The sequence below is a fragment of the Streptomyces sp. PA03-6a genome (genome assembly GCF_033792765.1).
Lineage (GTDB): Bacteria > Actinomycetota > Actinomycetes > Streptomycetales > Streptomycetaceae > Actinacidiphila.
The window spans coordinates 20,270-43,081 of sequence record NZ_JARAVK010000018.1; the positions used below are offsets into that span (position 1 = coordinate 20,270).

19 protein-coding genes are annotated in these 22,812 nt (G+C 73.5%); 9 read left to right on the forward strand and 10 right to left on the reverse strand.

Going from position 1 to position 22,812, the window contains the following annotated elements; genetic code table 11:
* Window positions 1-70: 70 nt before the first annotated feature.
* On the reverse strand, window positions 71-2,758 hold the full coding sequence (locus PV350_RS07030; RefSeq protein ID WP_500333161.1) for a SpoIIE family protein phosphatase: 2,688 nt from the start codon (window positions 2,756-2,758) through the stop codon (window positions 71-73).
* A gap of 75 nt (window positions 2,759-2,833) precedes the next feature.
* Between PV350_RS07030 and PV350_RS07035 the strand changes: the two genes are divergently transcribed.
* Window positions 2,834-3,943 carry a winged helix DNA-binding domain-containing protein gene (locus PV350_RS07035; protein ID WP_500333162.1) on the forward strand — a complete coding sequence of 370 codons (1,110 nt, stop codon included), beginning with the start codon at window positions 2,834-2,836 and terminating at the stop codon, window positions 3,941-3,943.
* 93 nt (window positions 3,944-4,036) lie between these two features.
* On the opposite strand, the gene PV350_RS07040 is transcribed toward PV350_RS07035, so the two are convergent.
* Entirely contained in the window at window positions 4,037-4,597 is a 561-nt protein-coding gene (locus PV350_RS07040; protein ID WP_499514704.1) for an NADPH-dependent FMN reductase, read from the reverse strand.
* Window positions 4,598-4,716: 119 nt separating this feature from the next.
* On the opposite strand from PV350_RS07040, the gene PV350_RS07045 reads away from it, so the two are divergent.
* Window positions 4,717-5,223 (forward strand): MarR family winged helix-turn-helix transcriptional regulator, encoded by a 507-nt coding sequence (locus PV350_RS07045; RefSeq protein WP_499514705.1) that lies wholly within the window; start codon window positions 4,717-4,719, stop codon window positions 5,221-5,223.
* 461 nt (window positions 5,224-5,684) lie between these two features.
* Here PV350_RS07045 and PV350_RS07050 read toward each other — a convergent pair whose 3' ends face one another.
* Both PV350_RS07050 and PV350_RS07055 read right to left on the reverse strand, forming a co-directional pair.
* Window positions 5,685-8,489, reverse strand: coding sequence for a helix-turn-helix transcriptional regulator (locus tag PV350_RS07050; RefSeq protein WP_499514706.1), 2,805 nt, complete (start codon window positions 8,487-8,489; stop codon window positions 5,685-5,687).
* Between the two features lie 457 nt (window positions 8,490-8,946).
* On the reverse strand, window positions 8,947-9,795 hold the full coding sequence (locus tag PV350_RS07055; RefSeq protein WP_500333163.1) for a helix-turn-helix transcriptional regulator: 849 nt from the start codon (window positions 9,793-9,795) through the stop codon (window positions 8,947-8,949).
* Between the two features lie 94 nt (window positions 9,796-9,889).
* Here PV350_RS07055 and PV350_RS07060 point away from each other — a divergent pair, with 94 nt between their 5' ends.
* Complete coding sequence (locus PV350_RS07060; RefSeq protein WP_499514708.1) at window positions 9,890-11,566, forward strand: AMP-binding protein; 1,677 nt, start codon at window positions 9,890-9,892, stop codon at window positions 11,564-11,566.
* Window positions 11,563-13,188 (forward strand): AMP-binding protein, encoded by a 1,626-nt coding sequence (locus tag PV350_RS07065; RefSeq protein ID WP_500333164.1) that lies wholly within the window; start codon window positions 11,563-11,565, stop codon window positions 13,186-13,188. Before PV350_RS07060 ends, PV350_RS07065 begins: the two co-directional genes overlap by 4 nt.
* Here PV350_RS07065 and PV350_RS07070 read toward each other — a convergent pair.
* Complete coding sequence (locus PV350_RS07070) at window positions 13,175-13,696, reverse strand: AAA family ATPase (protein WP_499514710.1); 522 nt, start codon at window positions 13,694-13,696, stop codon at window positions 13,175-13,177. The genes PV350_RS07065 and PV350_RS07070 overlap by 14 nt on opposite strands.
* A 71-nt stretch (window positions 13,697-13,767) precedes the next feature.
* Between PV350_RS07070 and PV350_RS07075 the strand changes: the two genes are divergently transcribed.
* Together PV350_RS07075 and PV350_RS07080 are read left to right on the forward strand one after the other, a co-directional pair.
* Window positions 13,768-14,292 (forward strand): hypothetical protein, encoded by a 525-nt coding sequence (locus PV350_RS07075; protein WP_500333165.1) that lies wholly within the window; start codon window positions 13,768-13,770, stop codon window positions 14,290-14,292.
* Between the two features lie 228 nt (window positions 14,293-14,520).
* Window positions 14,521-15,633, forward strand: coding sequence for a ricin-type beta-trefoil lectin domain protein (locus tag PV350_RS07080; protein ID WP_500333166.1), 1,113 nt, complete (start codon window positions 14,521-14,523; stop codon window positions 15,631-15,633).
* Between the two features lie 31 nt (window positions 15,634-15,664).
* On the opposite strand, the gene PV350_RS07085 is transcribed toward PV350_RS07080, so the two are convergent.
* Window positions 15,665-16,414: an LppU/SCO3897 family protein gene (locus tag PV350_RS07085; protein ID WP_499514713.1), complete on the reverse strand. Its 750-nt coding sequence runs from the start codon at window positions 16,412-16,414 to the stop codon at window positions 15,665-15,667.
* Window positions 16,415-16,651: 237 nt separating this feature from the next.
* Between PV350_RS07085 and gcl the strand changes: the two genes are divergently transcribed.
* Window positions 16,652-18,439 carry a glyoxylate carboligase gene (gene gcl, locus PV350_RS07090; RefSeq protein ID WP_500333167.1) on the forward strand — a complete coding sequence of 596 codons (1,788 nt, stop codon included), beginning with the start codon at window positions 16,652-16,654 and terminating at the stop codon, window positions 18,437-18,439.
* Between the two features lie 95 nt (window positions 18,440-18,534).
* Here gcl and PV350_RS07095 read toward each other — a convergent pair whose 3' ends face one another.
* From PV350_RS07095 to PV350_RS07110, 4 genes are all read right to left on the reverse strand, one after another.
* Window positions 18,535-19,080 (reverse strand): EF-hand domain-containing protein, encoded by a 546-nt coding sequence (locus PV350_RS07095; protein ID WP_499514715.1) that lies wholly within the window; start codon window positions 19,078-19,080, stop codon window positions 18,535-18,537.
* 128 nt (window positions 19,081-19,208) lie between these two features.
* Window positions 19,209-19,937, reverse strand: coding sequence for a hypothetical protein (locus tag PV350_RS07100; protein WP_499514716.1), 729 nt, complete (start codon window positions 19,935-19,937; stop codon window positions 19,209-19,211).
* A 320-nt stretch (window positions 19,938-20,257) separates the two neighbouring features.
* Entirely contained in the window at window positions 20,258-21,157 is a 900-nt protein-coding gene (locus tag PV350_RS07105; RefSeq protein ID WP_500321672.1) for a 2-hydroxy-3-oxopropionate reductase, read from the reverse strand.
* A 15-nt stretch (window positions 21,158-21,172) separates the two neighbouring features.
* Window positions 21,173-22,003 (reverse strand): TIM barrel protein, encoded by an 831-nt coding sequence (locus PV350_RS07110; RefSeq protein WP_499514718.1) that lies wholly within the window; start codon window positions 22,001-22,003, stop codon window positions 21,173-21,175.
* A gap of 118 nt (window positions 22,004-22,121) precedes the next feature.
* Here PV350_RS07110 and PV350_RS07115 point away from each other — a divergent pair, with 118 nt between their 5' ends.
* Both PV350_RS07115 and PV350_RS07120 read left to right on the forward strand, forming a co-directional pair.
* Window positions 22,122-22,373, forward strand: a complete 252-nt coding sequence (locus PV350_RS07115) for a YkoF family thiamine-binding protein (protein WP_499514719.1) — start codon at window positions 22,122-22,124, stop codon at window positions 22,371-22,373.
* Window positions 22,370-22,750 (forward strand): helix-turn-helix domain-containing protein, encoded by a 381-nt coding sequence (locus tag PV350_RS07120; protein ID WP_499514720.1) that lies wholly within the window; start codon window positions 22,370-22,372, stop codon window positions 22,748-22,750. Before PV350_RS07115 ends, PV350_RS07120 begins: the two co-directional genes overlap by 4 nt.
* The last annotated feature ends 62 nt before the right edge of the window (window positions 22,751-22,812 follow it).

Consider the following 22,812-nt stretch of genomic DNA (forward strand, 5'->3'; position numbering starts at 1 on the left):
GGGGATGCCCGCCGCAGGCGCAAACAACCCGCACACGACAACCGGGCCCCACAGAACGCACCCCGGACGGCTACCGCAGCAGCTGCTCGGCCCAGATCACTTTGCCCTCGGCCGTGTAGCGCGTGCCCCAGCGCTCGGCGAACTGCGAGACGAGGAACAGCCCCCGCCCGCCCTCGTCCGTCGCGGCCGCGTAGCGCAGGTGCGGGGAGGTGCTGCCGGCGTCGGAGACCTCGCAGATCAGCGCCTGGTCGAGGATCAGGCGCACCCGGATGGGTTCGGCCCCGTACCGGATGGCGTTGGTGATGAGCTCGCTCAGCAGCAGTTCCGTCGTGAAGGACAACTCCTCCAGCCCCCACGCCGCCAGCTGCCGCTGGACCGCCGCGCGCACCCCGGAGACCGCGGCGGGGTCGCTGGGCACGTCCCAGTCCGCGACGCGGTCGGCGGGCAGGACCCGCGTGCGGGCGACGAGGAGCGCGATGTCGTCGCCGGGCCGGGCGGGCAGCATGGTCTCGAAGACGTCCCGGCAGGTCTGCTCAGGGTCGCGGCCGGCCCGGGACAGGGAACGGCGCAGGAGTTCCAGGCCCTCGTCGATGTCCCGGTCGCGGTCCTCGACCAGGCCGTCGGTGTACAGCACCAGGCTGCTGCCCTCGGGCAGCGTCAGTTCCACGGCCTCGAAGGGCAGTCCGCCCAGGCCCAGTGGCGGCCCGGCCGGTACGTCGGGGAACTCCACGGTCCCGTCGGGGTGCACGACCGCGGGGAGCAGGTGCCCGGCGCGGGCCATCGTGCAGGTGCCCGTCACCGGGTCGTAGACGGCGTACAGGCAGGTCGCGCCCGCGACGGTGGTGCCGGCGGGGGCGGCGCCGTCGCCGGCGGGCCCGGAGTCGTTCTGGTCGATCCGGCCGACCAACTCGTCGAGGTGCCCGAGCAGTTCGTCGGGCGGCAGGTCCAGGGTGCTGAAGTTGTGCACCGCGGTGCGCAGCCGGCCCATCGTGGCGGCCGCGTGCAGCCCGTGGCCCACGACGTCGCCCACCACCAGGGCGACCCGCGCCCCGGGCAGCGGCAGCACGTCGAACCAGTCGCCGCCCACCCCCGCCTGCGCGGGCAGGTAGCGGTAGGCCGCGTCCAGGGCGGTCAGCCGGGGCAGTTCCCGCGGCAGCAGGCTGTGCTGCAGGGTGACCGCCATCGTGTGCTCGCGGGTGTAGCGGCGGGCGTTGTCGATGCACACCGCGGCCCGCGCCGCCAGTTCCTCGGCGAGTGTGAGGTCCTCCTCGTCGAAGGGCTCCGGGGCCTGCGAGCGCCAGAAGTTGGCCATCCCCAGGAGCACGCCGCGGGCGCTCAGCGGGGCGCAGATCAGCGAGTGGATGCCGAAGCCGACGACCCGGGCGCTGCGCTGCGGGTCCTGCGCCTGCCAGCCGGGGGAGTCCGCGAGCCGGGGCTCCAGGACGGCCCGGCCGTCGGCGATGCCGGCCGCCTGCGGGCTGGACGGCACGAAGAGCAGCGGGTGCCCCGCGGGGTACAGCGGGTGGTCGTCGCGGACGCCGTTCACCGCGACGCGGCGCATCTCCACCGAGGGGCCCGTCAGCGGCTCGTCGCCGCGCAGCACCCGTACCGCGAGGTCCACGGTGACGTAGTCGGCGAAGCGCGGTACCGAGACCTGCGCCAGTTCCTCGGCGGTCCTGGTGATGTCCAGCGTGGTGCCGATGCCCATGCTCGCGTCGTACAGCAGCCGCAGCCGGGTCCTGGCGGTCTCGGCGCGGCCGGACAGCGCCCGCAGTTCGGTCGCGTCGCGCAGGGTCGCCACGCTGCCCGGCGGGCCGCCGTTGCGGTCGGTGTGGCGGTTGTTGAGGACCAGCAGCCGGTCGCCGGCCGGCAGCACCTCGTCGGTGGCGTCGCGGCCGGAGGCCAGCAGTTCGCAGGCCCGCTCGTCGAGCCCGAGCCCGGTGACGGGCCGGCCCTCCGCGTCGGCGGGCAGGTCCAGCAGACGTCGTGCCTCGTCGTTGGCGAGCAGCAGCCGCCGGTCGCCGTCCAGGATGAGGACGCCCTCGCGCACGGCGTGCAGCACGGCGGCGTGGTGCTCGTACATGCGCGTCATCTCGACCGGGCCGAGGCCCCTGGTCTGCCGGGTGAGCCGTCTGGCGATCAGCCAGGTGCCGCCGGTGGCCAGGGCCAGCACCGCTGCCGCGACGCCCAGCATGACCGGCAGCTGGTCGTTGACCGCGCCGCTGACCTTGGCGACGGTGATGCCCGAGGACACCATGCCGACGACCTCGCCCCGGTCGTCGAGGACCGGCACGTTCGCCTGCACCAGGGGGCCGATGGTGCCGACGATGTTCTCGGTGACCATCCGGCCGTGCAGGACCGGTCCGATGTCCCCGACGAACTTCTTGCCGATGCGGTCGGGCTTGGGGTGGGTGTAGCGGATCCCCTGCCGGTCCGTCACCACGATGAAGTCCACCCCGGACAGCCGCCGGGCCCGTTCGGCCTCCGGCTGCAGGACCGCCGTCGGGTCGGGGGACTCCAGCGCCGCCACGATGCCCGGCGAGCTCGCGAAGGTGGTGGCCACCGCCACCGACCGGTTGCGGGCCTCCTGTTGGCTGTCGTGCCGCGCCTGGACGACGAGTTCGACGACCGCCGCGGCGACCAGCAGCACCACGACCACGACCTGCAGCAGGAACACCTGTCCCGCCACGCTGCGTCCGGCCAGCAGCGCCCGCAGCCCCCGCTCCCTGGAGGCGCGGTGATCGCTCGGCCCGGCCATAAGGTATGTCTACACTCCCGGGTACGGCCGGGGCGAGCGTTACCCCCGAGTTCTTCCGGGCCGTACGGTGTCCGCATGCGCAGGACGACACCGGGGGCCGTACTGGGCCGCCGTACGCTCAACCGGGCCCTGCTGGACCGGCAACTGCTGCTGGAGCGGTCGGCGATGGGCCCGCTGGAGGCGGTCGGGCATCTGGTGGGCCTTCAGTCCCAGGCCCCGCACGCGGCGTACGCCGCGCTGTGGACCCGGCTCGACGGTTTCGCCTTCGGCGACCTGTCCCGGCTGCTGCTGGACCGCGGGGTCGTCCGGATCGCGCTGCTGCGCGGCACCGTCCACCTGGTGACCGCGGACGACGCCCTGCGGCTGCGACCGGTGCTGCAACCGCTGCTGGACCGGCAGATCACCCAGGGCACCTGGGGCCCGGGGGTGCGCGGCGTGGACCGCGACGAGGCCGTCGCCGCCTGCCGGGCGCTGGTCGAGGAAGAGCCGCGCACCCCGGGCGAGCTGCGCGACCTGCTGGGCCCGCGCTGGCCGGACGCCGATCCCGCTTCCCTGGTCAACGCGCTGCGCAACTGGCTGCCGCTGGTGCAGGTGCCGCCGCGCGGTGTCTGGGGGGTGTCCGGGCGGACCGCGTACACCACGGCCGAATCCTGGCTCGGGCGTCCCCCTGCCGCGGCCTGCGACCCCCGGGCGCTGGTGCGCCGCTACCTGGCGGCCTTCGGCCCCGCCTCGGTCGCCGACGCGCAGAAGTGGTCGGGGCTCTCCGGGCTGCGGGAGGTCTTCGCCTCGATGGAGCTGCGCGGCTACCGCGACGAGGACGGCCGGGTGCTCTACGACGACCCCGGCGCCGCGCCCCTGCCCGACCCGGACCTGCCGGTGGGCGCCCGCTTCGTCGCCGACTTCGACAACCTCGTGCTCTCCCACGCCGACCGCTCGCGGATCCTCGCCCGGGAGCACGTCCGCCGGGTGATGACGGCCAACGGCATCGTCCGCGGCACGGTCCTCGTCGACGGCTTCGTGGCCGGCACCTGGAGCACCGACCGGTCGCGCGGCTCCGCGGTCGTCACGGTGGCGTCGTTCGCGCCGCTCGCGGCCGCCGACCGCGACGCGCTGGAGGCCGAGGGCAGGCGGCTGCTCGCCGCCTCCGACCCGGAGGCCGGCTACCACGACGTGCGCTTCACCTGACCGGGACGGGCAGCACGCCGGGGCCGGGCGGAGGATCACCCCGCTCGGCCCCGGTCCCCGCGTGCCCTGCCCGGTCGCCGGACCGGTGCGGGGTCAGCCGCGCAGCGGCGCCAGGGCGCTGCTCCACTCGATGACCTCGTCGATGAGGGTCGACAGGCTCGCGGCCTGGTGCTCGCCGGGGGCGAACTCGCTGAAGTTGACGAAGTCGGTGAAGAGGGAGAGCGCGACCTGGCTGCGCACGTCGGCCATCTTCAGCTCGCCGGCGATCAGCCGCAGGTGCTCGGCGGCGCGGGCGCCGCCCACGGAGCCGTAGGACACGACGCCCAGCGCCTTGTGGTTCCACTCGGCGTGCAGGTAGTCGATGGCGTTCTTCAGTACGCCGGAGGTGGAGTGGTTGTACTCCGGGGTGACGAAGATGAAGCCGTCGAAGGTCGCGATCTTGGCGGCCCACTCCTTGGTGTGGGCGTTCTGGTACTGGCCCATGGCCGGCGGGATCGGCTCGTCGAGGTGGGGGAGCGGGTAGTCGGCGAGGTCCACGAGCTCGAAGGTGGCGTTGCCGGCGTGCTTGGCGGCCTGCTCGACGACCCAGTGGGCGACCTTCTCGCCGTTGCGGCCGGGGCGGGTGCTGCCGAGGATGATGCCGATCCTGGTCATGAGGCGTGATTCCCGATCTGTGCGGTGCTGGGGGTACGAATTGAAGCTTCAACTTGAAGCTTCAAGTGCACTGTAACAGATCGACTTGAAGCTTCAAGCGGTCCGATAGCCTGGGGAGCATGACGAAGAACACAGCGGTACCGCCCGCCCCCGCCGCGATGGAGCCGCGCTGGCTGCAGGGCGGCGAGCTGACCGCGTGGATGTCGATGGCCAGGGTCCTGGCCCGGCTCCTGCCCGCCCTGGAGCGCGAGCTGGAGCGCGACGCCGACCTGAACTGGATGGAGTACCACGTCCTCGCGATGCTCTCCGAGCAGGAGCGGTACACCATCAGGATGAGCGTGCTCGCGGACCGGGCGAGCTCGTCCCTGTCGCGGCTGTCGCACGTGGTGCGGCGCCTGGAGCACCAGGGCTTCGTCCGCCGCGAGCCGGATCCCGGGGACGGCCGCTACACCCTGGCGATCCTCACGCCCGAGGGGTACGAGAAGCTCGTGGCCTCCGCGCCCGCGCACGTGGAGACGGTGCGCCGGATGGTCCTGGACCCGCTGGAGCCGGGCGAGCTGGAGAGCCTGGGGCCCGTCTTCGACCGCATCTACGCCGCCGTCGACGCCGCCGACCGCGCCCGCTGACTTGGAGAGGGGTCGCTGCGGGCGGCTCGTGGCAGCTCGCAGCGACCCCTGGCGCAGCCTGACTCATGGTCAGGAGTTCACTCGGGCCGCCGCCCCGGCGGCCGCGGTCGCCGCGACCGCGGCGGCGGCCTTCCTCGTACGGTCGAGCCGTGACGTGCAGCTCCTCAGGATGCCGGTGGGGGGAACGCGCGGGTCACCGGTGGGGCGGCGCTTCATCCCACGCGTACGGCACGGCCTGGGCCGACGTCATCGTCGACGACCGTGAACGAGGGGCGAGTTGGCGCACGTGCACTCGTGGGACGGGTCAACCTGCTTGCTGCGTGCGGGACTCAGGCTAGGGTCGCGGCCCCCGCCCCCCAATGAGGGAACCCCCTAAGCCCGGTTGCGTAGGGAAACCCCTCGGTCACGTCACGTGTCCGGCGCACGCCGAACAGTGCCGCGGGGCCGGGCCGGGGCTCGCCTCAGCCGGCCCGGCGGCCCGCGGCCAGTCGCACGATGTCCACCCGTGAGCGGATGCCGAGCTTGCGGTAGACCCGGGTCAGGGTCGCCTCGACCGTCTTGACGCTGATGAACAGCGTCGCGGCGATCTCCCGGTTGGTGGCACCCTCCAGGACCAGCGCGGCCACCTGACGTTCCATCGAGGCCAGCCCGTCCAGCTCCGGCGGCGCCGCCGCCGAGGGGGCCGCCGGGGCCGGGCCCACCTGCCCCAGCCACGGCAGGGCCTTCGACCGCCGGAACAACCGGCCGGCCTCGTCCAGCGCCACCCGGGCCGCCGCGCGGTTGCGCCGGTCCGCCTCCACCTGGGCCAGCGCGAAGACGGCGCGCGCCTCCTCCAGCCCGTACCCGAGCGCGACCAGCCGCTGCCGGGCCCCGTTCAGCACCGCCACCGCCCCGTCGGTGTCGCCGCGGGCGGCGAGCAGCATCCCCTCGGCGCGCTCCAGGACGGCCAGGATGCTCTGCCGGCCGAGCCGCAGGGCGTGCCTGCGGGTCTCGTCGATGACCTCACGCGCCTCACCGAGCGCGCCGGTCAGCACCAGCGCCTCGGCCAGGTCGCCCTGCCAGCGGCCGCGCGCGGGCTCCGTCACGCCCATCTCGCGTTCCAGCGCGCGCACCCGGCGCAGCGCGTCCACCGCGCCCTGCGGGTCGGCGCCGACCAGCCGCGCGTGCCCGAGCGCGTACAGCGCCCGTGTCATGTACGGCATGTCGCTGTCGGCCTCGGCCCGCCGCACCGCGTCCCCGGCCAGGGACAGGGCGCGTTCCACCGTGCCGCCCGCCGCCTCGGTCAGGGCCGCGATCTGCAGGGCGAAGCCCTCGCCGATGCCGGTGTCCTCGGCCAGCCGCAGGCTCTCGCGGGCCAGGTCCAGCGCCGTGCCGCAGCGGCCGGAACGCAGCTCGATCTCGGCGAGGCTGCGCACCGAGTAGACCTCGCTCTCCACCGCGCCCCGCTGCCGGGCCTCACCGGCCAGCCAGGTCAGCGCGGTGCGCGCCTCGTCGAGCTGATCGCTCATCAGCAGGTAGCGGGAGCGGATGTAGACCGGGCCGTTGTGGTTCATGGCCACGTCCGGGTCCTGCGGTTCCGCGGAGGCCTGGGCCAGGGTCGCGGCGGCGTCGGGATGGCCCACCAACGTCTCGTTGAGCGCCTTGAAGGACAGCGCGAGCAACTCGGTGCGCCGGTCGCCGGCCCGCGCGGCGAGCGCCGCCGAGCGGGCGGCCTCGGCACGCGCCTCGTGCATCTGGCCGTCCACCAGGGCCCGCCAGGCGAGCTGGTAGCGCACCAGGCCCTGCAGCCGCGGGTCGTCGCCCGCGTCCGCCAGGGCCTGCGGGAACACGTCGTCGACCTCGGACAGGGCCTGCCCGACCGAGTCGATCACCACGCTCCACGCCCGCACCCGGTCCGCCGGGACCGTGGCCTGCGCCAGCACCTCGCGGGCGGTGGCCCTGGCGAGTTCGGGCTCGGCGGCGGTCAGCGCGTCCTCGGCGGCCCGCAGCCGCCGCTCGTCCGCGGTGGGCACCGCGCCCTCGGGGGTGTGCCGGGCGGCCAGCAGGCCGAGTTGGGCGGCGACCGAGGGTGCGCCGCGGGCGCGGGCCTCGTCCGCGGCCTCGGCCAGGCTCGCCGCGACCCGTTCGTCCTTGCCGCTCGTCGCCAGCGCCAGGTGCCGGGCCCGCTCGATCGGGTCGCCGGCCGCCGCCGCCAGCGCGGCGTGGGCGCTGCGCCGGTCCTCCGGGGTCGCCTCCGCGTACAGCGCCGCGGATATCAGCGGGTGCGCGAAACGCACCAGGCCGGTGCCGTCGTGGTGGTCCATCTCCACCAGGCCGAGCGAGGCGGCCACGCCCGTCTCGCTCTCGGCGTTGGCGCGGCCGGCGCTGCGCAGCGTCGCGAGGGTCGGGCGGGCCCCCGCGCTGGCGATGAGCAGGGTGCGGCGGGTGTCCGCGGAGAGCATCTCCAGCCGGTTGAGCACCAGGGTGCGCAGCGAGGTCGGCACCGGCAGCGGCTCCCCGGGGCGGGGCGGGGTGCGGCTCTCCGCCAGGGCGCGGCCGAGCTCCAGGGCGAAGAGCGGATTGCCGCCGCTGGTGCGGTGGATGTCCCGGACGACCGCCCGCGGCAGGCCGGTGTGACCGCGCCCGTCGAGGAGCTCGGAGACCTCCGGCCGGGACAGCGGCGTCACCCGCAGCGTGCGCACGTCCTGCGGGAAGGCGCGCAGGTAGCGGTCGTGCTGGTCCTGCGGATCGGCCTCGGTGCGTACGGCGCCCAGCACCCGCACCGGCAGCTCGGCGACCCGGCGGGCCGCGAAGGCCAGCAGCTCGGCGCTGGCGGGGTCCATCCACTGCAGGTCGTCCACGACGATCAGCACCGGGCCGTCGGCGGCCAGTGCCCGCAGCACCGACAGCACGGCCAGCCGCAGCGCGAGCCCGTCCCGTTGCAGGGAGGACTCCCCGCGGCCGGTGAGCGCCGACTCCAGCGCGGCCCGCTGCGGTGCGGGCAGGCTGTCGGACACCTGGTCGGCGACCAGGCCGAGCAGATCGACCAGGGCGAGGAAGGGCAGGTGCGATTCGGACTCCGTCGCGGAACAGCGCAGCACCGTCGGCTCGCCGCCGTATTCCTCGGCGAGCGTCCGCAATACGGTGGACTTCCCGATTCCGGCCGGTCCGTACAGCAGCAGGCTGCCTCCTTGGGCCAGATGCCCGCGGGCCCGCGCGAGGACGTCACCTCGCCCGATCACCTGGTCGGGTCGGGGTCTGGCCGGCACGTCGAAGACCTGCTCCACGGTCGCCGCTCCCCTCGTGTCGTGTCCGGGACAATGTTATGCAAAGAGCCACGGAAATCCGCCGGTACGGGCGCGGCCCTTCGACTTCCGTCCGGTGTAGGGAAATTCACCGCCGTCGCCGAATGGATGTCGTGCAAAGGGCGGCACATCGGGAAACGCACGGGGGCAACAGCCTGTTGAACACCGGACCATTCGTCAGGCCGGCCCCCGTCCCGCGCGTGCCGGTGGACACACCCCGAATGATCGGTCCGATCCCGCCGGGGGTCAAACCCCAAAATAACCCCGGGTGAACCGAACATGGCGGCTTGTCCGGACTTCCGGTCCTGCCCCGCTCACGGCGCTTTGCGGGTGAACGTGCCGCCGGGGGGCAGCCGGCGCGGCCGCTTTGTCGTCAATGTCGCTCCGGGTCCGCTCCGGGTTCGCAGCGGGTCCGCAGCGGTCCGCGCGGGCCGGCACCTCAGGGGAGCAGGCCGGCACGGCGGGCGGCGACGACCGCCTCGAGGCGGGTGTGGGCGCCGAGCCTGCGCATGGCCGAGCGCAGGTAGCTCTTGACCGTCTCCGGGCGCAGCCCCAGCCGGTCGGCGGCGGCGGCGTTGGTGGCCCCCGTGGCGACGCACGCCAGTACGTCCAGCTCCCGGGAGGGGAGCGCCACCGGCCGCCCGGTGGGGGAGCGTTGGCCGGCACCGGCGGCGCCGGTCGCCGCCGCCAGCCGGCCGCACGCGGCGAGCAGTTCCTGCCGCAGCAGCGGATCGGCGACCCGGCCGGCCAGCGCCCGCAGTTCCCCGTGGGCCTCGCGGACCTCCTCCCAGGCCGCAGGGTCGCCCGTGGTCGGCTGCCGGCACGTCGACAGCAGGCGGTCGGCCTCGTCCCGGACCACCAGCCGCTGCTCCAGCTCGCGCGCGGCCTCCACCGCGGCGCTCACCGGGCGGTCGCCGAGCGCCAGCGGATGGCGCAGCGCACCGTAGAGCACCCCGCGCACCCGGCGCCGTACGACCACCGGCACCGCCAGGACCGAGCGCAGGCCCTCGGCGCCCACCGCCGCGTCGTACTCGTGGCTGATCACCCGCGACGTGCTGTAGTCGTTGACGGCGAGCGGCCGGGAGAGCGCGATCGTCTTACCGCCCAGGCCGTTGCCCGCGGTGACGGTGAGCCCCTGGAGGGAGGCCGTGGCCGTGCCGGACAGCTCGGAGATCCGCAGCCGGCCCGGCTCCGGGAGCAGCCCTCCGAAGGCCACCGGCAGACCGCTGGTGCGCCTCATCCGCAGCAGCGCCGCCCGCAGCTCCGCCGCCTCGCCCGATCCCGTCACGCCCTCGCCGCTCCTTCACCCCCGTCCGGGGGTAGTGAGAGCCTCGTCACTGACAACAGGATGCTACTGAGCGGGCCGGCAACGAGGAGGACACATGACGGCAACCAGCCGGACGGAAGAGTTCCGGGAGGCCCGGGACTTCCTGCTGCGCCACCGCGAGGACTACAAGGCGGCGTACGAGGGCTTCCGCTGGCCGCGGCCCGGGCACTTCAACTGGGCGCTGGACTGGTTCGACGTCATCGCCCGTGACAACGACCGCACCGCCCTGCACATCGTCGAGGAGGACGGCACCGAGTCGGCCGTCTCCTTCGCCGCGATGTCCGAGCGCTCGGCCCGGGTCGCGAACCTGCTCCGCGGCCTCGGGGTGGGCCCCGGCGACCGGATCGTGGTCATGCTGGGCAACCAGACCGAGCTCTGGGAGACCGCCCTGGCCGCCATGAAGCTGCGGGCCGTGGTCATCCCGGCCACCCCGCTGCTCGGTCCCGCCGACCTCACCGACCGCGTGGAGCGCGGCCGGGCCCGGCACGTGATCGTCCGTGCGGCGGACGCGGCGAAGTTCGACCAGGTGCCGGGGGAGTACACCAGGATCGCCGTCGGCGGCGCGCCCGCGGGCTGGCACGCCTACGAGGACGCGTACGACGCCCCCGCGGACTTCGCGCCCGACGGGGACACCCGCGGCGACGACCCGCTGATGCTGTACTTCACCTCGGGCACCACCGCGAAGCCCAAGCTCGTCGAACACACCCACCTGTCCTACCCCGTGGGCCACCTGGCGACGATGTACTGGATCGGCCTGCGCCCCGGCGACGTCCACCTCAACATCTCCTCGCCCGGCTGGGCCAAGCACGCCTGGTCCAACCTCTTCGCGCCGTGGAACGCCGAGGCGACGGTCTTCATCCACAACTACACGCGCTTCGACGCGGGCCGCCTGATGGCCGAGATGGACCGGGCCGGCGTCACCAGCTTCTGCGCGCCGCCCACCGTCTGGCGGATGCTCATCCAGGCCGACCTCGGCGCGCTGCGCACCCCGCCGCGCGAGGTCGTCGCCGCCGGCGAGCCGCTCAACCCGGAGGTCATCGAGCACGTGCGACGCGCCTGGGGCCTCACCATCCGGGACGGCTTCGGCCAGACCGAGACGGCCGTCCAGGTCTCCAACCCGCCCGGGCAGCCGCTCAAGCCGGGCTCCATGGGCCGCCCCAGCCCCGGTTACACGGTGGAACTCCTCGACCCGGTCACCGGCAAGCCCGGCGACGAGGGGGAGATCTGCCTCGACCTGTCCGCCCGCCCGGTGGGCCTGATGACCGGCTACGAGGGCGATCCGGAGCGCACCGCCGAGGCCATGGCCGGCGGCTGGTACCGCACCGGCGACATCGGCTCGCGCGACGCCGACGGCTACATCACCTACATCGGGCGCGCCGACGACGTGTTCAAGGCCTCCGACTACAAGATCTCCCCCTTCGAGCTGGAGAGCGCCCTGCTGGAGCACGAGTGCGTGGCGGAGGCCGCCGTCGTCCCGGCGCCCGACCCGCTGCGGCTGGCCGTGCCCAAGGCGTACGTCGTCCTCGCCGAGGGCTGGGAGCCGGGCCCGGAGACCGCCGCGGCGCTCTTCGCGCACTCGCGGGCCGTGCTCGCCCCGTACAAGCGGGTACGACGCATCGAGTTCGCCGAGCTGCCCAAGACCGTGTCCGGCAAGATCCGCCGCATCGAGCTGCGCCGGCGTACCGCCGAGGGTGCCGTCGGCACCGAGTACCGCGAGGAGGACCACAGGTGAGCACCCCCGCGAGTCCCGTCGAGCCGTCGTACGCGAGCGGCACCGGCACCACCGCGCTGCTCGGCGACACCATCGGCCGCAACCTGGACCGGGCCGTCGCTGCCTGGCCGGACCGCGAAGCCCTGGTCGACGTCCCCAGCGGCCGCCGCTGGACCTACGCCGCGTTCGGCGCCGCCGTCGACGACGTGGCGCGCGGCCTGCTCGCCAAGGGCGTCGGCAAGGGCGACCGGGTGGGCATCTGGGCCGTCAACTGCCCTGAGTGGGTGCTCGTCCAGTACGCCACCGCCCGCGTCGGCGCGATCATGGTCAACATCAACCCGGCCTACCGCGTCCACGAGCTGGCGTTCGTGCTCGACCAGGCCGGCATCGAGGTGCTGGTCGCCTCCACCGCGTTCAAGTCCAGCGACTACCGCGCCATGGTGGAGCAGGTGCGCGGCGGGTGCCGCTCGCTCACCGAGGTCGTGTACATCGGCGACCCGACGTGGGACGCCCTCGTCGAGGCCGGGGCCCACGTCCCGGTCGGGCAGCTCGCCGAGCGCGGGGCGGAACTGTCCTGCGACGACCCGGTCAACATCCAGTACACCTCGGGCACGACCGGCTTCCCCAAGGGCGCGACCCTCTCCCACCACAACATCCTCAACAACGGCTACTTCGTGGGCGAGCAGGTGGGCTACAGCGAGCAGGACCGCGTCTGCCTGCCGGTGCCCTTCTACCACTGCTTCGGCATGGTCATGGGAAACCTGGGCGCCACCTCGCACGGCGCCTGCATCGTCATCCCGGCGCCCGGCTTCGACCCGGCGGCGACGCTGCGCGCGGTCGAACAGGAGCGCTGCACCTCGCTGTACGGGGTGCCGACGATGTTCATCGCCGAGCTCAACCTGCCGGACTTCGCGACGTACGACCTCTCCTCGCTGCGCACCGGCATCATGGCGGGCTCGCCCTGCCCGGTCGAGGTGATGAAGCGGGTCGTCGCCGAGATGCACATGGCCGAGGTGTCCATCTGCTACGGCATGACCGAGACCTCGCCGGTCTCCACCCAGACCCGCCGGGACGACGACCTCGAGCGCCGCACCGGCACTGTCGGCCGGGTGCTGCCGCACGTCGAGGTCAAGGTCGTCGGCCCGGACGGCGTGACGGTGCCGCGCGGCACGGCGGGCGAACTGTGCACCCGTGGCTACTCGGTGATGCTGGGTTACTGGGACGAGCCGGACAAGACCGCGGAGGCGATCGACGCCGGCCGCTGGATGCACACCGGCGACCTCGCCGTGATGCGGGAGGACGGCTACCTGCAGATCGTCGGCCGCATCAAGGACATGATCATCCGCGGCGGTGAGAACGTCTACCCGCGCGAGATCGAGGAGTTCCTCTACGCCCACCCCAAGATCGCGGACGTCCAGGTGGTCGGCGTCCCCGACGAGCGGTACGGCGAGGAGATCCTGGCCTGCGTCATCCTCAAGGACCCGGCGGCCGCGCTGACGGTGGAGGAGCTCGGCGAGTTCTGCCGCGGCCGGCTCGCCCACTACAAGGTGCCGCGCCATCTGCGGCTGATGGACGCCTTCCCGATGACCGTCAGCGGCAAGGTCCGCAAGGTCGAGCTGCGGGAGTCCTTCAGGCCCGCGTGAGGTCCGCGACCTGCCGCGCCACCGCCTCCGGCGGCGCGGCGGTCGTGTCGAGCACCGTCGCCGCCGCCCGCAGCCAGGGCAGGGCCTCCGCGTACTCCTCCAGGTGGTCCAGTCGCCACTGCCGGGCGCCGGTCTCCACCGTGTCCCCCTCGATCCTGCGGGTGAGGGTGGCCGGGTCGGTGTGCAGCAGGAAGTGCCGCACGGGCAGCCCGGCCCGCTCCAGCCCCGCCTCGACCTCCCGCCAGTACTCCTCCACGAGCACGGTCTGCGGCACGATCAGCGTCCCTCCGAGGTAGGCGTGCACCTGGGTGAGCGACGCCACGGTGAGCGCCCGCCAGGGGGGCCACTCCTGGAAGTCCCGCACGGGCACGGCCTCGTGCAGCACGTGTCCCAGCATGAAACCGACCTGTTCGGTGTCGAAGACGTGGGCGCCGGGGACGAGCCGCACCAGGTGCGAGCAGGTCGTGGTCTTGCCCGCGCCGAAGGCGCCGTTCAGCCAGATGATCACGCGCGCCACAGTAGCCGCCGCCGTTACCCTGACAACACAGCGGAGACGTACGGGAGATGGGGGCGCCGGGGATGGCTCATAGGGACGACGTCCGGCCGGGGAGCGGTGAGCAGTCCGCGATCCCGGAGCTGGTGTCCGCCGTGGTCGGTGCGGGCGGGGTGGTCCTGCTGAGCTCGTTCATGCAGGCGGTGGGGGCCAGGCTCGGCGAGATCACGGCGGCGCGCTTGGGCGGCCGGGGCTTGTGGCGGCGGCGCGGGGCCACCGAGGAGGAACGGACGGCTGCCGCCTTCATCGCGGCGGTGCAGAAGCTCGGTTCGGTCCGGCGCGAGGGCGGCGGGGTGCTGCGGCTGGAGGACGAGGGCTCCCGCACCCGGGTGCAGGTGCACCCGTTGCTGCCGGTCGAGGCGGTCACCCAGTTCCAGCGGCTGGACCTCGGCCACCCGGAGGTCGCCGGCCTGGAGATCGCCTGGACCGACACCCTCGGCGACCATCCGCAGGGTGTCTGGGCCACGACCGGCGGCGCCGAGGGCGCCGGCACCCGCTACCTGTGGAACGACGTCCGCCGCACCTGGGAACCCCACCGCCGCAGGCCCTGAGGGACACCGTCACCCACAGGACGACCTCCGTTCACCGGGCGGCCACAGTGCCGTCACCGGGCGCGTCGTCCCGGCTGGGAGCGGTTGCTAGGGTGCGAGCTGCGCTGCCGCGTCAGCCCTGTTCGGGGTGACCGCGCAGCACGGATGCCCCTGGGGGACGGTGTGCCGAAAGCAGCCCCGGCCCACGCGGCGGGGCTGTTTTACGCACATCTGGGTTTGGAAGGATTCATGACGGCTTCTCCCGACGAGCCGGCGCCGACGGCCGACGAGACCCCGGCAGCGCCGTCCCCCGCCGGTACGGCGCTGCCACGGCGGACCCGGAGGACGTCCGCGATCGCCGACGCGTCCGCCACCACCAGCCGGAACCCCCCGGACTGGACCGGCGGCGACGCCCCGACACTGCGGGCCAGGCAGGCCGCCGCCCTTCCCGAGCGGCCCGAGGGGGCCGCGGAACCGGAATCCTCCTACGCGGACGGCTTCGCGGCCGGGCTCGCCTTCGCGTCCCGTACCGCGCCCGTGCCCGCGCACGACGAGGAGCACCTGCCGGCGACGGCTGCGGGGTCAGGCCCGCAGGCACCCGCCGCGGCGGAGCCCGCGCCTTCCCGTGCGCGCCGCGGGTGGTCCCGCCCGCTCCTGCTGGTCGGCGCGGGTCTCGCGGTCGGCGTGCTGGTCTGCGTGCCGTTCCTCGTGCGGGGTTCGGGTGAGGAGGACCGCGGCCCGGCCGCCGCCACCCTCGCGGACGAGGACCCGGCCGGCGAGGCACCCGGGGCCGGCCCGGCCGGTGCGAGCCCCTCCGACGGGCGGTCACCGTCCCCCGGGGACACCGGGCGGCGGTCGCCGGAGGCCGGTTCCCAAGGCGGCTCGACCGCCACCCCGAGCGCGACCGGGGGCAAGGCCACGGCCGACGCCACGGGCGGGGGCGCGGCGCAGCAGCCCACCGCCGGCCCGTCGCGTTCCGCCGCGGGCTCCGGCACGGCGATCCGGAGCCACGACTCGGGCCGCTGTATCGACGGCAGCCCCCCGTGGGGCTCGCCGCTGCAGATCTGGGACTGCACGGGCAGCGCGGCGCAGTCCTGGCAGGTCAAGCCGGACGGCAGCATCCGCTCCCGGGGCAAGTGCATGGACGTCGCGGGCGGTTCGCGGGACGACGGCGCGGCCGTCCAGCTGGTGGACTGCAACGGCACCGGCGCCCAGCAGTTCCGCCTCAACGCCGCTCACGACCTGGTCAACGTCCAGGCCGACAAGTGCGTGGAGGCGGAGGACTCGCCGGGGGTCAACGGCACCAGGCTGCGGCTGTGGAGCTGCACCGGCGCGGACGACCAGAAGTGGAGCCGCGGCTGACGCCCGGTCCGGTGGTCCGTGGGGGCGGCGGTCAGGTGTTGTCGTTCCGCGCCAGGCACAGGACGTACTTGGTCGAGCCGTGCTCCGCCCGGAACGTGGCCACCATGCGGGGGTAGGCCTCGCAGCGGCTGGTGTCGGTGGTGTCGTCGAAGCGCCCGACGACCTCGAACTCGGCCTTCGCGGAACCGCAGTCGACGACCGACACGTCCGGGAAGAGGACGTCCCCGCTGCTGTGGACGCAGTCGCCGACCTCGGCGTACTCGGCGTCGTCGTGGAGCACCAGCCAGCCGCCGCCGATGAGGATGACGGGTATCAGCAGGCCCAGGGCGGTGGGGCGGAGCAGGATCGGCCGGCCGGGGTCGGCCGGCGTGCCGGGGGCGCCGGGGACCGGCTCGGGCAGGCGGTTGATCTTCCAGCGCTGGAACAGGTTGACCAGCAGGGTGAGCGGGTTGAACAGCATCGAGGTCGGACTCCACCAGCCCTGCACCAGGCTGTTGGAGACCATCTCGCGGTGCTTGGCGATGCCGCAGCGCCGGCAGAACGGGGCCCGGACCTTCAGGAAGCGCATCATCACGACCATGCCCTGGTGGCCCCGGACGGTCGCCTGGACCGCCGGCACCGAGCCGCAGAACAGGCAGGAGCGTCCGTAGCCGGGCACCTCCTGCCCGAAGGGCGGCAGCGGCCTCGGCCGAGCGGCCGGCGGCACCGCCTGTGCCTGCGGCTGGGGTTGGGGCTGGGACGGGGGCTGGGACTGCGCGGGCGACGGCGTCGGCGTGGTCAAGGAGATCACCTGGGGTCCGTGTGAAGCCGATGTGAAGGGCGAGCGGAACCCTAGTGGGTGGTACCGACATCGATCGAGCCGATTGCCGAACGGCTTTCGCGTCTCCTTCTTGACCCGCGCGCCGGGGGCGCCCTATGTTCACAGTAGTTCCGCATAACAAAAGACGACTTCCATGATGCGGAAGATGGAGCACCGGGCGCGACAACCTGGACCGCAGGACGACGCAGGAGTGACCGAATGCCTCGAATGACCGCCGCCCGAGCGGCAGTGGAGATCCTCAAGCGCGAGGGCGTGGACACCGCGTTCGGCGTGCCCGGCGCCGCGATCAACCCCTTCTACGCCGCCCTCAAGGCCTCCGGTGGCATCCAGCACACGCTGGCCCGGCACGTGGAGGGCGCCTCGCACATGGCGGAGGGCTACACACGCACCGCCCCCGGCAACATCGGCGTGTGCATCGGCACGTCGGGGCCCGCCGGAACCGACATGATCACCGGTCTCTACTCCGCGACCGGCGACTCGATCCCGATCCTGTGCATCACCGGGCAGGCGCCCACCGCGGTGATCCACAAGGAGGACTTCCAGGCCGTGGACATCGCGGCCATCGCCGCGCCCGTGACCAAGGCGGCCACCACCGTCCTGGAGGCGGCCCAGGTCCCCGGCGTCTTCCAGAAGGCCTTCCACCTGATGCGCTCCGGGCGTCCCGGCCCGGTCCTGATCGACCTGCCGGTCGACGTCCAGCTCACCGAGATCGAGTTCGACCCCGAGACGTACGAGCCGCTGCCGGTCTGGAAGCCGGCCGCCACCCGCCGTCAGATCGAGAAGGCGCTCGCCATGATGACCGCCGCCGAGCGGCCGCTGATCGTCGCGGGCGGCGGGGTGATCAACGCCGACGCGGCCGCTCTGCTGGTGGAGTTCGCCGAGCTGACCGGCACCCCGGTGGTGCCGACCCTGATGGGCTGGGGTGCCATCCCGGACGACCACGACCTCAACGCGGGCATGGTCGGACTGCAGACCTCGCACCGCTACGGCAACGCGACCTTCCTGGAGTCCGACTTCGTCCTGGGCATCGGCAACCGCTGGGCCAACCGCCACACCGGCCGGATCGACGTCTACACCGAGGGCCGCACCTTCGTGCACGTCGACATCGAACCCACCCAGATCGGCAGGATCTTCGCCCCCGACTACGGGATCGCCTCCGACGCCGGCGCCGCGCTGCGGCTCTTCGTCGACGTGGCGGCCGAACTCAAGGCCGCCGGCGAACTGCCCGACCGCTCGGCCTGGGCCGCCTCGGCCCGGGAGCGCAAGGCGACCCTGCACCGCCGGACGCACTTCGACGACATCCCCATCAAGCCCCAGCGCGTGTACGAGGAGATGAACCGCGCCTTCGGCCCCGACACCCGCTACGTCACCACGATCGGCCTCTCCCAGATCGCGGGCGCGCAGATGCTGCACGTCTACCGGCCGCGCCACTGGATCAACTGCGGCCAGGCCGGCCCCCTCGGCTGGACCGTGCCGGCCGCCCTGGGCGTGGCGAAGGCCGACCCGGGGACGCCGGTGGTGGCCCTCTCGGGCGACTACGACTTCCAGTTCATGATCGAGGAGCTCGCGGTCGGCGCGCAGCACCGGATCCCGTACGTCCACGTCCTGGTGAACAACTCCTACCTGGGCCTGATCCGTCAGGCGCAGCGGGCCTTCGACATCGACTTCCAGGTCAACCTGGAGTTCGAGAACGTCAACTCGCCCGAGCTGGGCGTCTACGGCGTCGACCACGTCAAGGTGGCCGAGGGCCTGGGCTGCAAGGCGATCCGGGTCACCGACCCGGCCGGGCTCGGCGCGGCCTTCGAGCAGGCCAAGAAGCTCGCGGCCGAGTACCGGGTGCCGGTCGTCGTCGAGGCGATCCTGGAACGGGTCACCAACATCGCCATGAGCGTCACCAACGACATCGGCAACGTCGTGGAGTTCGAGGAGCTGGCCACCGAACCCGGCCACGCGCCCACCGAGATCATCCCGCTCGCGAGCACCTGAGCCCGGGCCCGACCGCGCCACCGGCCGCCCCGTCCTGACCTCCCGGGCGCGGCGGCCGGGTTCCACGACCGCCCCGGGAGGGCCCCGGCGGTTCGCTAGAGCGGCCCGAACAGCCAGTTGCCGGGGGCCTCGGGGTCGGTGCCGATGTAGTAGGCGCGGATGGCCGCCACCAGTTCGGCCGTGCTCACGCACCCGTCGCCGTCGGTGTCGATGCGGTTGAAGGCGGCGGCGATGTCCGTGACGGGCGTGTTGAAGGCCCGCTGCAGGACCTCGAACTCCCCGCGCACGACGTGGCCGTCGCCGTCGGTGTCGCACAGATGGGCGACGGCCTCGGCCGCCGGGTGGAAGACCGGGTCGAAGGCCGGTCCCTCGATGAAGGCCTTGGTCATGCCGTGGTGGTACTCCGCGGAGGACAGCCGCCCGTCGCGGTCTCTGTCGGCGTACGCCGCCAGCTCCGCCCAGACGGCGTCGAGCCGTACCGCCACCGCCTTTCCCTTGGGCGAGGTGGGGGACATGCCGAAGCCGTGGATCAGCCGCGCGCCGACGTCCTGGAAGTCGGCGCGCTCGGCGTATCCGTTGCCGTCCGTGTCCAGACGGCGGAAGGATTTGTCGAGCTTGCGCTTCAGAAGGGCCGTAGACATCGCTGCGTCCTTGACGTAGTCCTGGGTTGCCGTACGGAGGGGGAACCTCTCGATACTCCCCCGGGAGCGGCGGTCGCGCGACCCGAGTGACCACGGACGGTGAAGGGCGGGGCCGAGCTCGTCCCGGCTCAGGGCGTGGCGTGCGGGCCGGTCCTGATCAGGACGTCGGCGGCGTCGTTGACCGGCTGCGGCGTGCCGGTGAGGTCCATGACGAAGAGCGGCACCCCCAGCCGGTCCGCGCGCAGCCGCGCGTCATGGGCGTAGCCCGCCAGGGAGAAGAAGGCGCCGGTGGAGTCCTCGTTGAGGCAGTTGAGCCAGAGGGTCTCCACCTCCCGCAGCGGTGTCGGCCGCGTCGTCGGGTCGACCTGGGCCACGACACCCTCGCCGCGCAGGTCGATGCCGTTGGCCGAGCGGTCCTCCGCGGTGCGTACGCCCGCGAAGCCGAGCCACTTCAGGTACTGCGCGGCGGCGGTGACCGCGTCCCGCGCGGTACGGATGGTCACCGGCCGGAACGGCGGCCGCGGCGCGGGCGCCACGGGCCCGGGGCCGGCCTGCCGCACCGGCGGGACGGGGCGCCGCTCGGGCATCCGCAGGGCCCGGGTGTCCACCGGCAGCCGGACCACCGCCCCGCAGTCGCAGCCGAGTTCGGGCTGCGGCCACTGCTCGTCGCGGCCGCAGTCCGGGCAGCGCATGGCCACCCAGGAGTCGTCCCAGGACCGGTGGCGGATCTGCAGCGGGACGCCGCCGCGCAGGATCGGCAGGGCCAGCGGTGTGCCGCAGGCGCAGGGGAAGGTGGGTGCGGTGTAGGCGTGCTCCCGGCGGCAGGCCGGACAGCGCACGGGCACGCTCTCTGCCATGGTTCGCGACTCCTGGGCGGTGCGGCGGTGCGGCGGCGCAGGGGTGCTCGCCGGGACGGTCCTGCCGTCCATCGTCCCGCACGGGGAGCCCCTCGTGCACCCGTCTTGCCGTCCCGGTCGCGCCGGTGCACGCAGCCGCCCGGAGACCCGGTCCGCGTCCGGCCCGGCCGCGGCACGGGTCCCCGGGCGGGGACCGGTCCGCGCCGCCTCGACCTACCCCTCAGAAGTTCTCGGCGGCGCGGACGTTCGTGGTTCCGGGCGGCGGCGCCCCATCGGGCGCGACAGGACAGGTCGGAGCGCCGCCGCCCGGAAGTCGTGGGTCAGCCGGTGACCGGGAGACCGGAAAGGCGCTCCACGCCGCGCAGCAGGGCGGAGTGGTCCAGGCCGCCGTCGCCCTGGGCCCGCAGTGAGGCGACGAGGTTCGCCACCACGGAGCCGACGGGCAGGGCGGCGCCGACGTTCCGGGCGGCGTCGGTGACGATGCCCATGTCCTTGTGGTGCAGGTCGATGCGGAAGCCCGGGGCATACGCGCGGTCGAGGAAGTTGCGCTTCTTGCGGGTCAGCACCGTGGATCCGGCCAGGCCGCCGCCCAGCACCTCCAGGGCCGCGGTGAGGTCGACGCCGGACTTCTCCAGGAAGACCACGGCCTCCGCGCACGCCTGGATGTTCACCGCGACGATCAGCTGGTTGGCCGCCTTCACGGTCTGGCCGGCGCCGTGCGGACCGCACAGGACGACGGTCTTGCCGAGGGCGTCGAAGAGGGGCCGCGCCTCGTCGAAGTCGGCCCGCGCGCCGCCGACCATGATCGACAGCACCGCCTCGACGGCTCCGGCCTCGCCTCCGGAGACGGGGGCGTCCAGGACCCGGATGTGCCTTTCGGCCGCGGCCTTCGCCAGGTCGACGGAGGTCTGCGGGGTGATCGACGACATGTCGATCAGGAGCGCACCCGGCCGGGCGTTCGCCAGGATGCCGTCCTCGCCGTAGGCGACGGCCTCCACCTGGGGGGAGGCGGGGACCATGGTGACGACCACGTCGGCGTCCTTCACGGCCTCCGCGACCGAGGCGGCGGGCGTGCCGCCGGCCGCGGCCAGGCGGTCGAGCTTGTCCTGCTCCAGGGTGTGGCCGGTGACGGAGTACCCGGCCTTGATGAGGTTCTCCGACATCGGGGAGCCCATGATGCCGAGGCCGATCCACGCGACCGCGGGAAGTGTGGTGGTCATGATGTCCTCTCCGGATTACTTGTCGGCGTCGGCGAGCCAGTCGAAGGAGGCGGCGCTGCCCTGCGGGCCCGGCTTGTACTCCAGCCCCACCCAGCCGTCGTAGCCCCGGTCGCGCAGCCGGTCCAGGAGGGCGGACAGCGGCAGGGAGCCCGTGCCGGGCGCGCCGCGGCCGGGGTCGTCGGCGATCTGGACGTGGCCGGTGCGGTCCGCGTAGGCGTCGATGACGGCGGGCAGGTCCTCGCCGTTCATCGACAGGTGGTACAGGTCCAGCAGGAACCTGGCGTTGCCCAGGCCCGTCTCGGCGTTGACCTTGTCGACCACCTCGACCGCGGCGGCCGCGCTCACCAGCGGATAGCGCGGCGACTCGGGCTCGTTGAGGGCCTCGACCAGCAGCACCGCGCCGACCCGGTCGGCCGCGTGCGCGGCCCGCACTAGGTTCTCCAGGGCGAGTTCGTCCTGCGCCTCGGGACTCACGCCGTCCACCCGGTTGCCGTACAGCGCGTTGAGCGCCGTGCAGCCCACCGAGCGGGCGAAGTCGGCGGCGACGTCGATGTTGGCGCGGAAGCGCGCGGACTCCTCGCCCGGTACGGACAGGGCGCCGCGGTCGGGGCCGGGCAGTTCGCCCGCGTAGAAGTTCAGCCCCACCAACTGGGTGCCGGCCTCCTCCAGCGCGCCGCGCAGGGCGTCGAGTTCGGCCTGCGGAGGGGTCGGCATCCGGGTCCACGGCCACCACAGCTCGACCGCGGAGAAGCCGGCCGCGGCGGCCGCCGCGGGGCGCTCCAGGAGCGGGAGTTCGGTGAAGAGGATCGAGAGGTTCACATCGAAGCGCGTGGAGTCGAAGCCCATCACATGCGCCCTTCCGTATTACGGAAACTAGTTTCTACTTAACGGAAGACTCCATGAGCCGGCGGGCGGCTGTCAAGAGGGATGTCCCGGAAAGCCCCTGACCAGCTAGGTTGTGGGCGTGCGCCTGAAACTCGAATTCACCACCGAGCCGTTCGACCTGGACGAGCCCCCGCGGCACGCCGTGGTGGGGCGTGAGGTCCTGGAGGCGGCCGGGCTGGACGCCGTCGACGTCGGGCCCTTCGGCAACTCGGCCGAGGGTGGCACCGAGCAGGTGGTCGCCGTGGTCGGCGATCTGCTGCGGCGCACCCTGGAGGCCGGCGCGACCCGGGTGTCGCTGCAGGTCAACGTCGTGGGGGAGGCGGACCGGTGACCGGGCCGGTCGAGCATCCGTTCAGCGCGGCGATCAAGCCGCTCGCCGACGCCATGGGCGCAGAACTGGTGCCCCCGGGCGAGGCGCGCGGAGACGACGTCGTGCTCAGCTGGGAGGGTGCGGAGGTGGTCGCCGTACGGCTGCCGCACCTCGCGGACTCGCTCGACCACATCCTGGCCGACCTCGAGCGCCGGCACGGCAAGGCGCTGTCCGAGCTCGGGCGCAAGGAGAAGCAGACGGTCGTCCGCATCCTGGAGGAGCGCGGCGCCTTCTCGGTGCGGCACGGGGTGGAGACGGTCGCGTCGGCGCTCGGCGTGAGCCGCTTCACCGTCTACAACTACCTCAACAGGGAGAACGCGGCGAAGGAAGGCCGCTAGCCGTCCCGAGGCGTCCGTCCGGGCGTCATCGGCGCCATTTTTCAACAAACTGTTGACGTCAC

Coding starts and splice junctions, on each gene's coding strand:
- PV350_RS07030 (WP_500333161.1), bottom strand. CDS start 2,758: ATGGCCGGGCCGAGCGATCACCGCGCCTCCAGGGAGCGGGGGCTGCGG.
- PV350_RS07035 (WP_500333162.1), top strand. CDS start 2,834: ATGCGCAGGACGACACCGGGGGCCGTACTGGGCCGCCGTACGCTCAAC.
- PV350_RS07040 (WP_499514704.1), bottom strand. CDS start 4,597: ATGACCAGGATCGGCATCATCCTCGGCAGCACCCGCCCCGGCCGCAAC.
- PV350_RS07045 (WP_499514705.1), top strand. CDS start 4,717: ATGACGAAGAACACAGCGGTACCGCCCGCCCCCGCCGCGATGGAGCCG.
- PV350_RS07060 (WP_499514708.1), top strand. CDS start 9,890: ATGACGGCAACCAGCCGGACGGAAGAGTTCCGGGAGGCCCGGGACTTC.
- PV350_RS07075 (WP_500333165.1), top strand. CDS start 13,768: ATGGCTCATAGGGACGACGTCCGGCCGGGGAGCGGTGAGCAGTCCGCG.
- PV350_RS07080 (WP_500333166.1), top strand. CDS start 14,521: ATGACGGCTTCTCCCGACGAGCCGGCGCCGACGGCCGACGAGACCCCG.
- gcl (WP_500333167.1), top strand. CDS start 16,652: ATGCCTCGAATGACCGCCGCCCGAGCGGCAGTGGAGATCCTCAAGCGC.
- PV350_RS07095 (WP_499514715.1), bottom strand. CDS start 19,080: ATGTCTACGGCCCTTCTGAAGCGCAAGCTCGACAAATCCTTCCGCCGT.
- PV350_RS07100 (WP_499514716.1), bottom strand. CDS start 19,937: ATGGCAGAGAGCGTGCCCGTGCGCTGTCCGGCCTGCCGCCGGGAGCAC.
- PV350_RS07105 (WP_500321672.1), bottom strand. CDS start 21,157: ATGACCACCACACTTCCCGCGGTCGCGTGGATCGGCCTCGGCATCATG.
- PV350_RS07110 (WP_499514718.1), bottom strand. CDS start 22,003: ATGGGCTTCGACTCCACGCGCTTCGATGTGAACCTCTCGATCCTCTTC.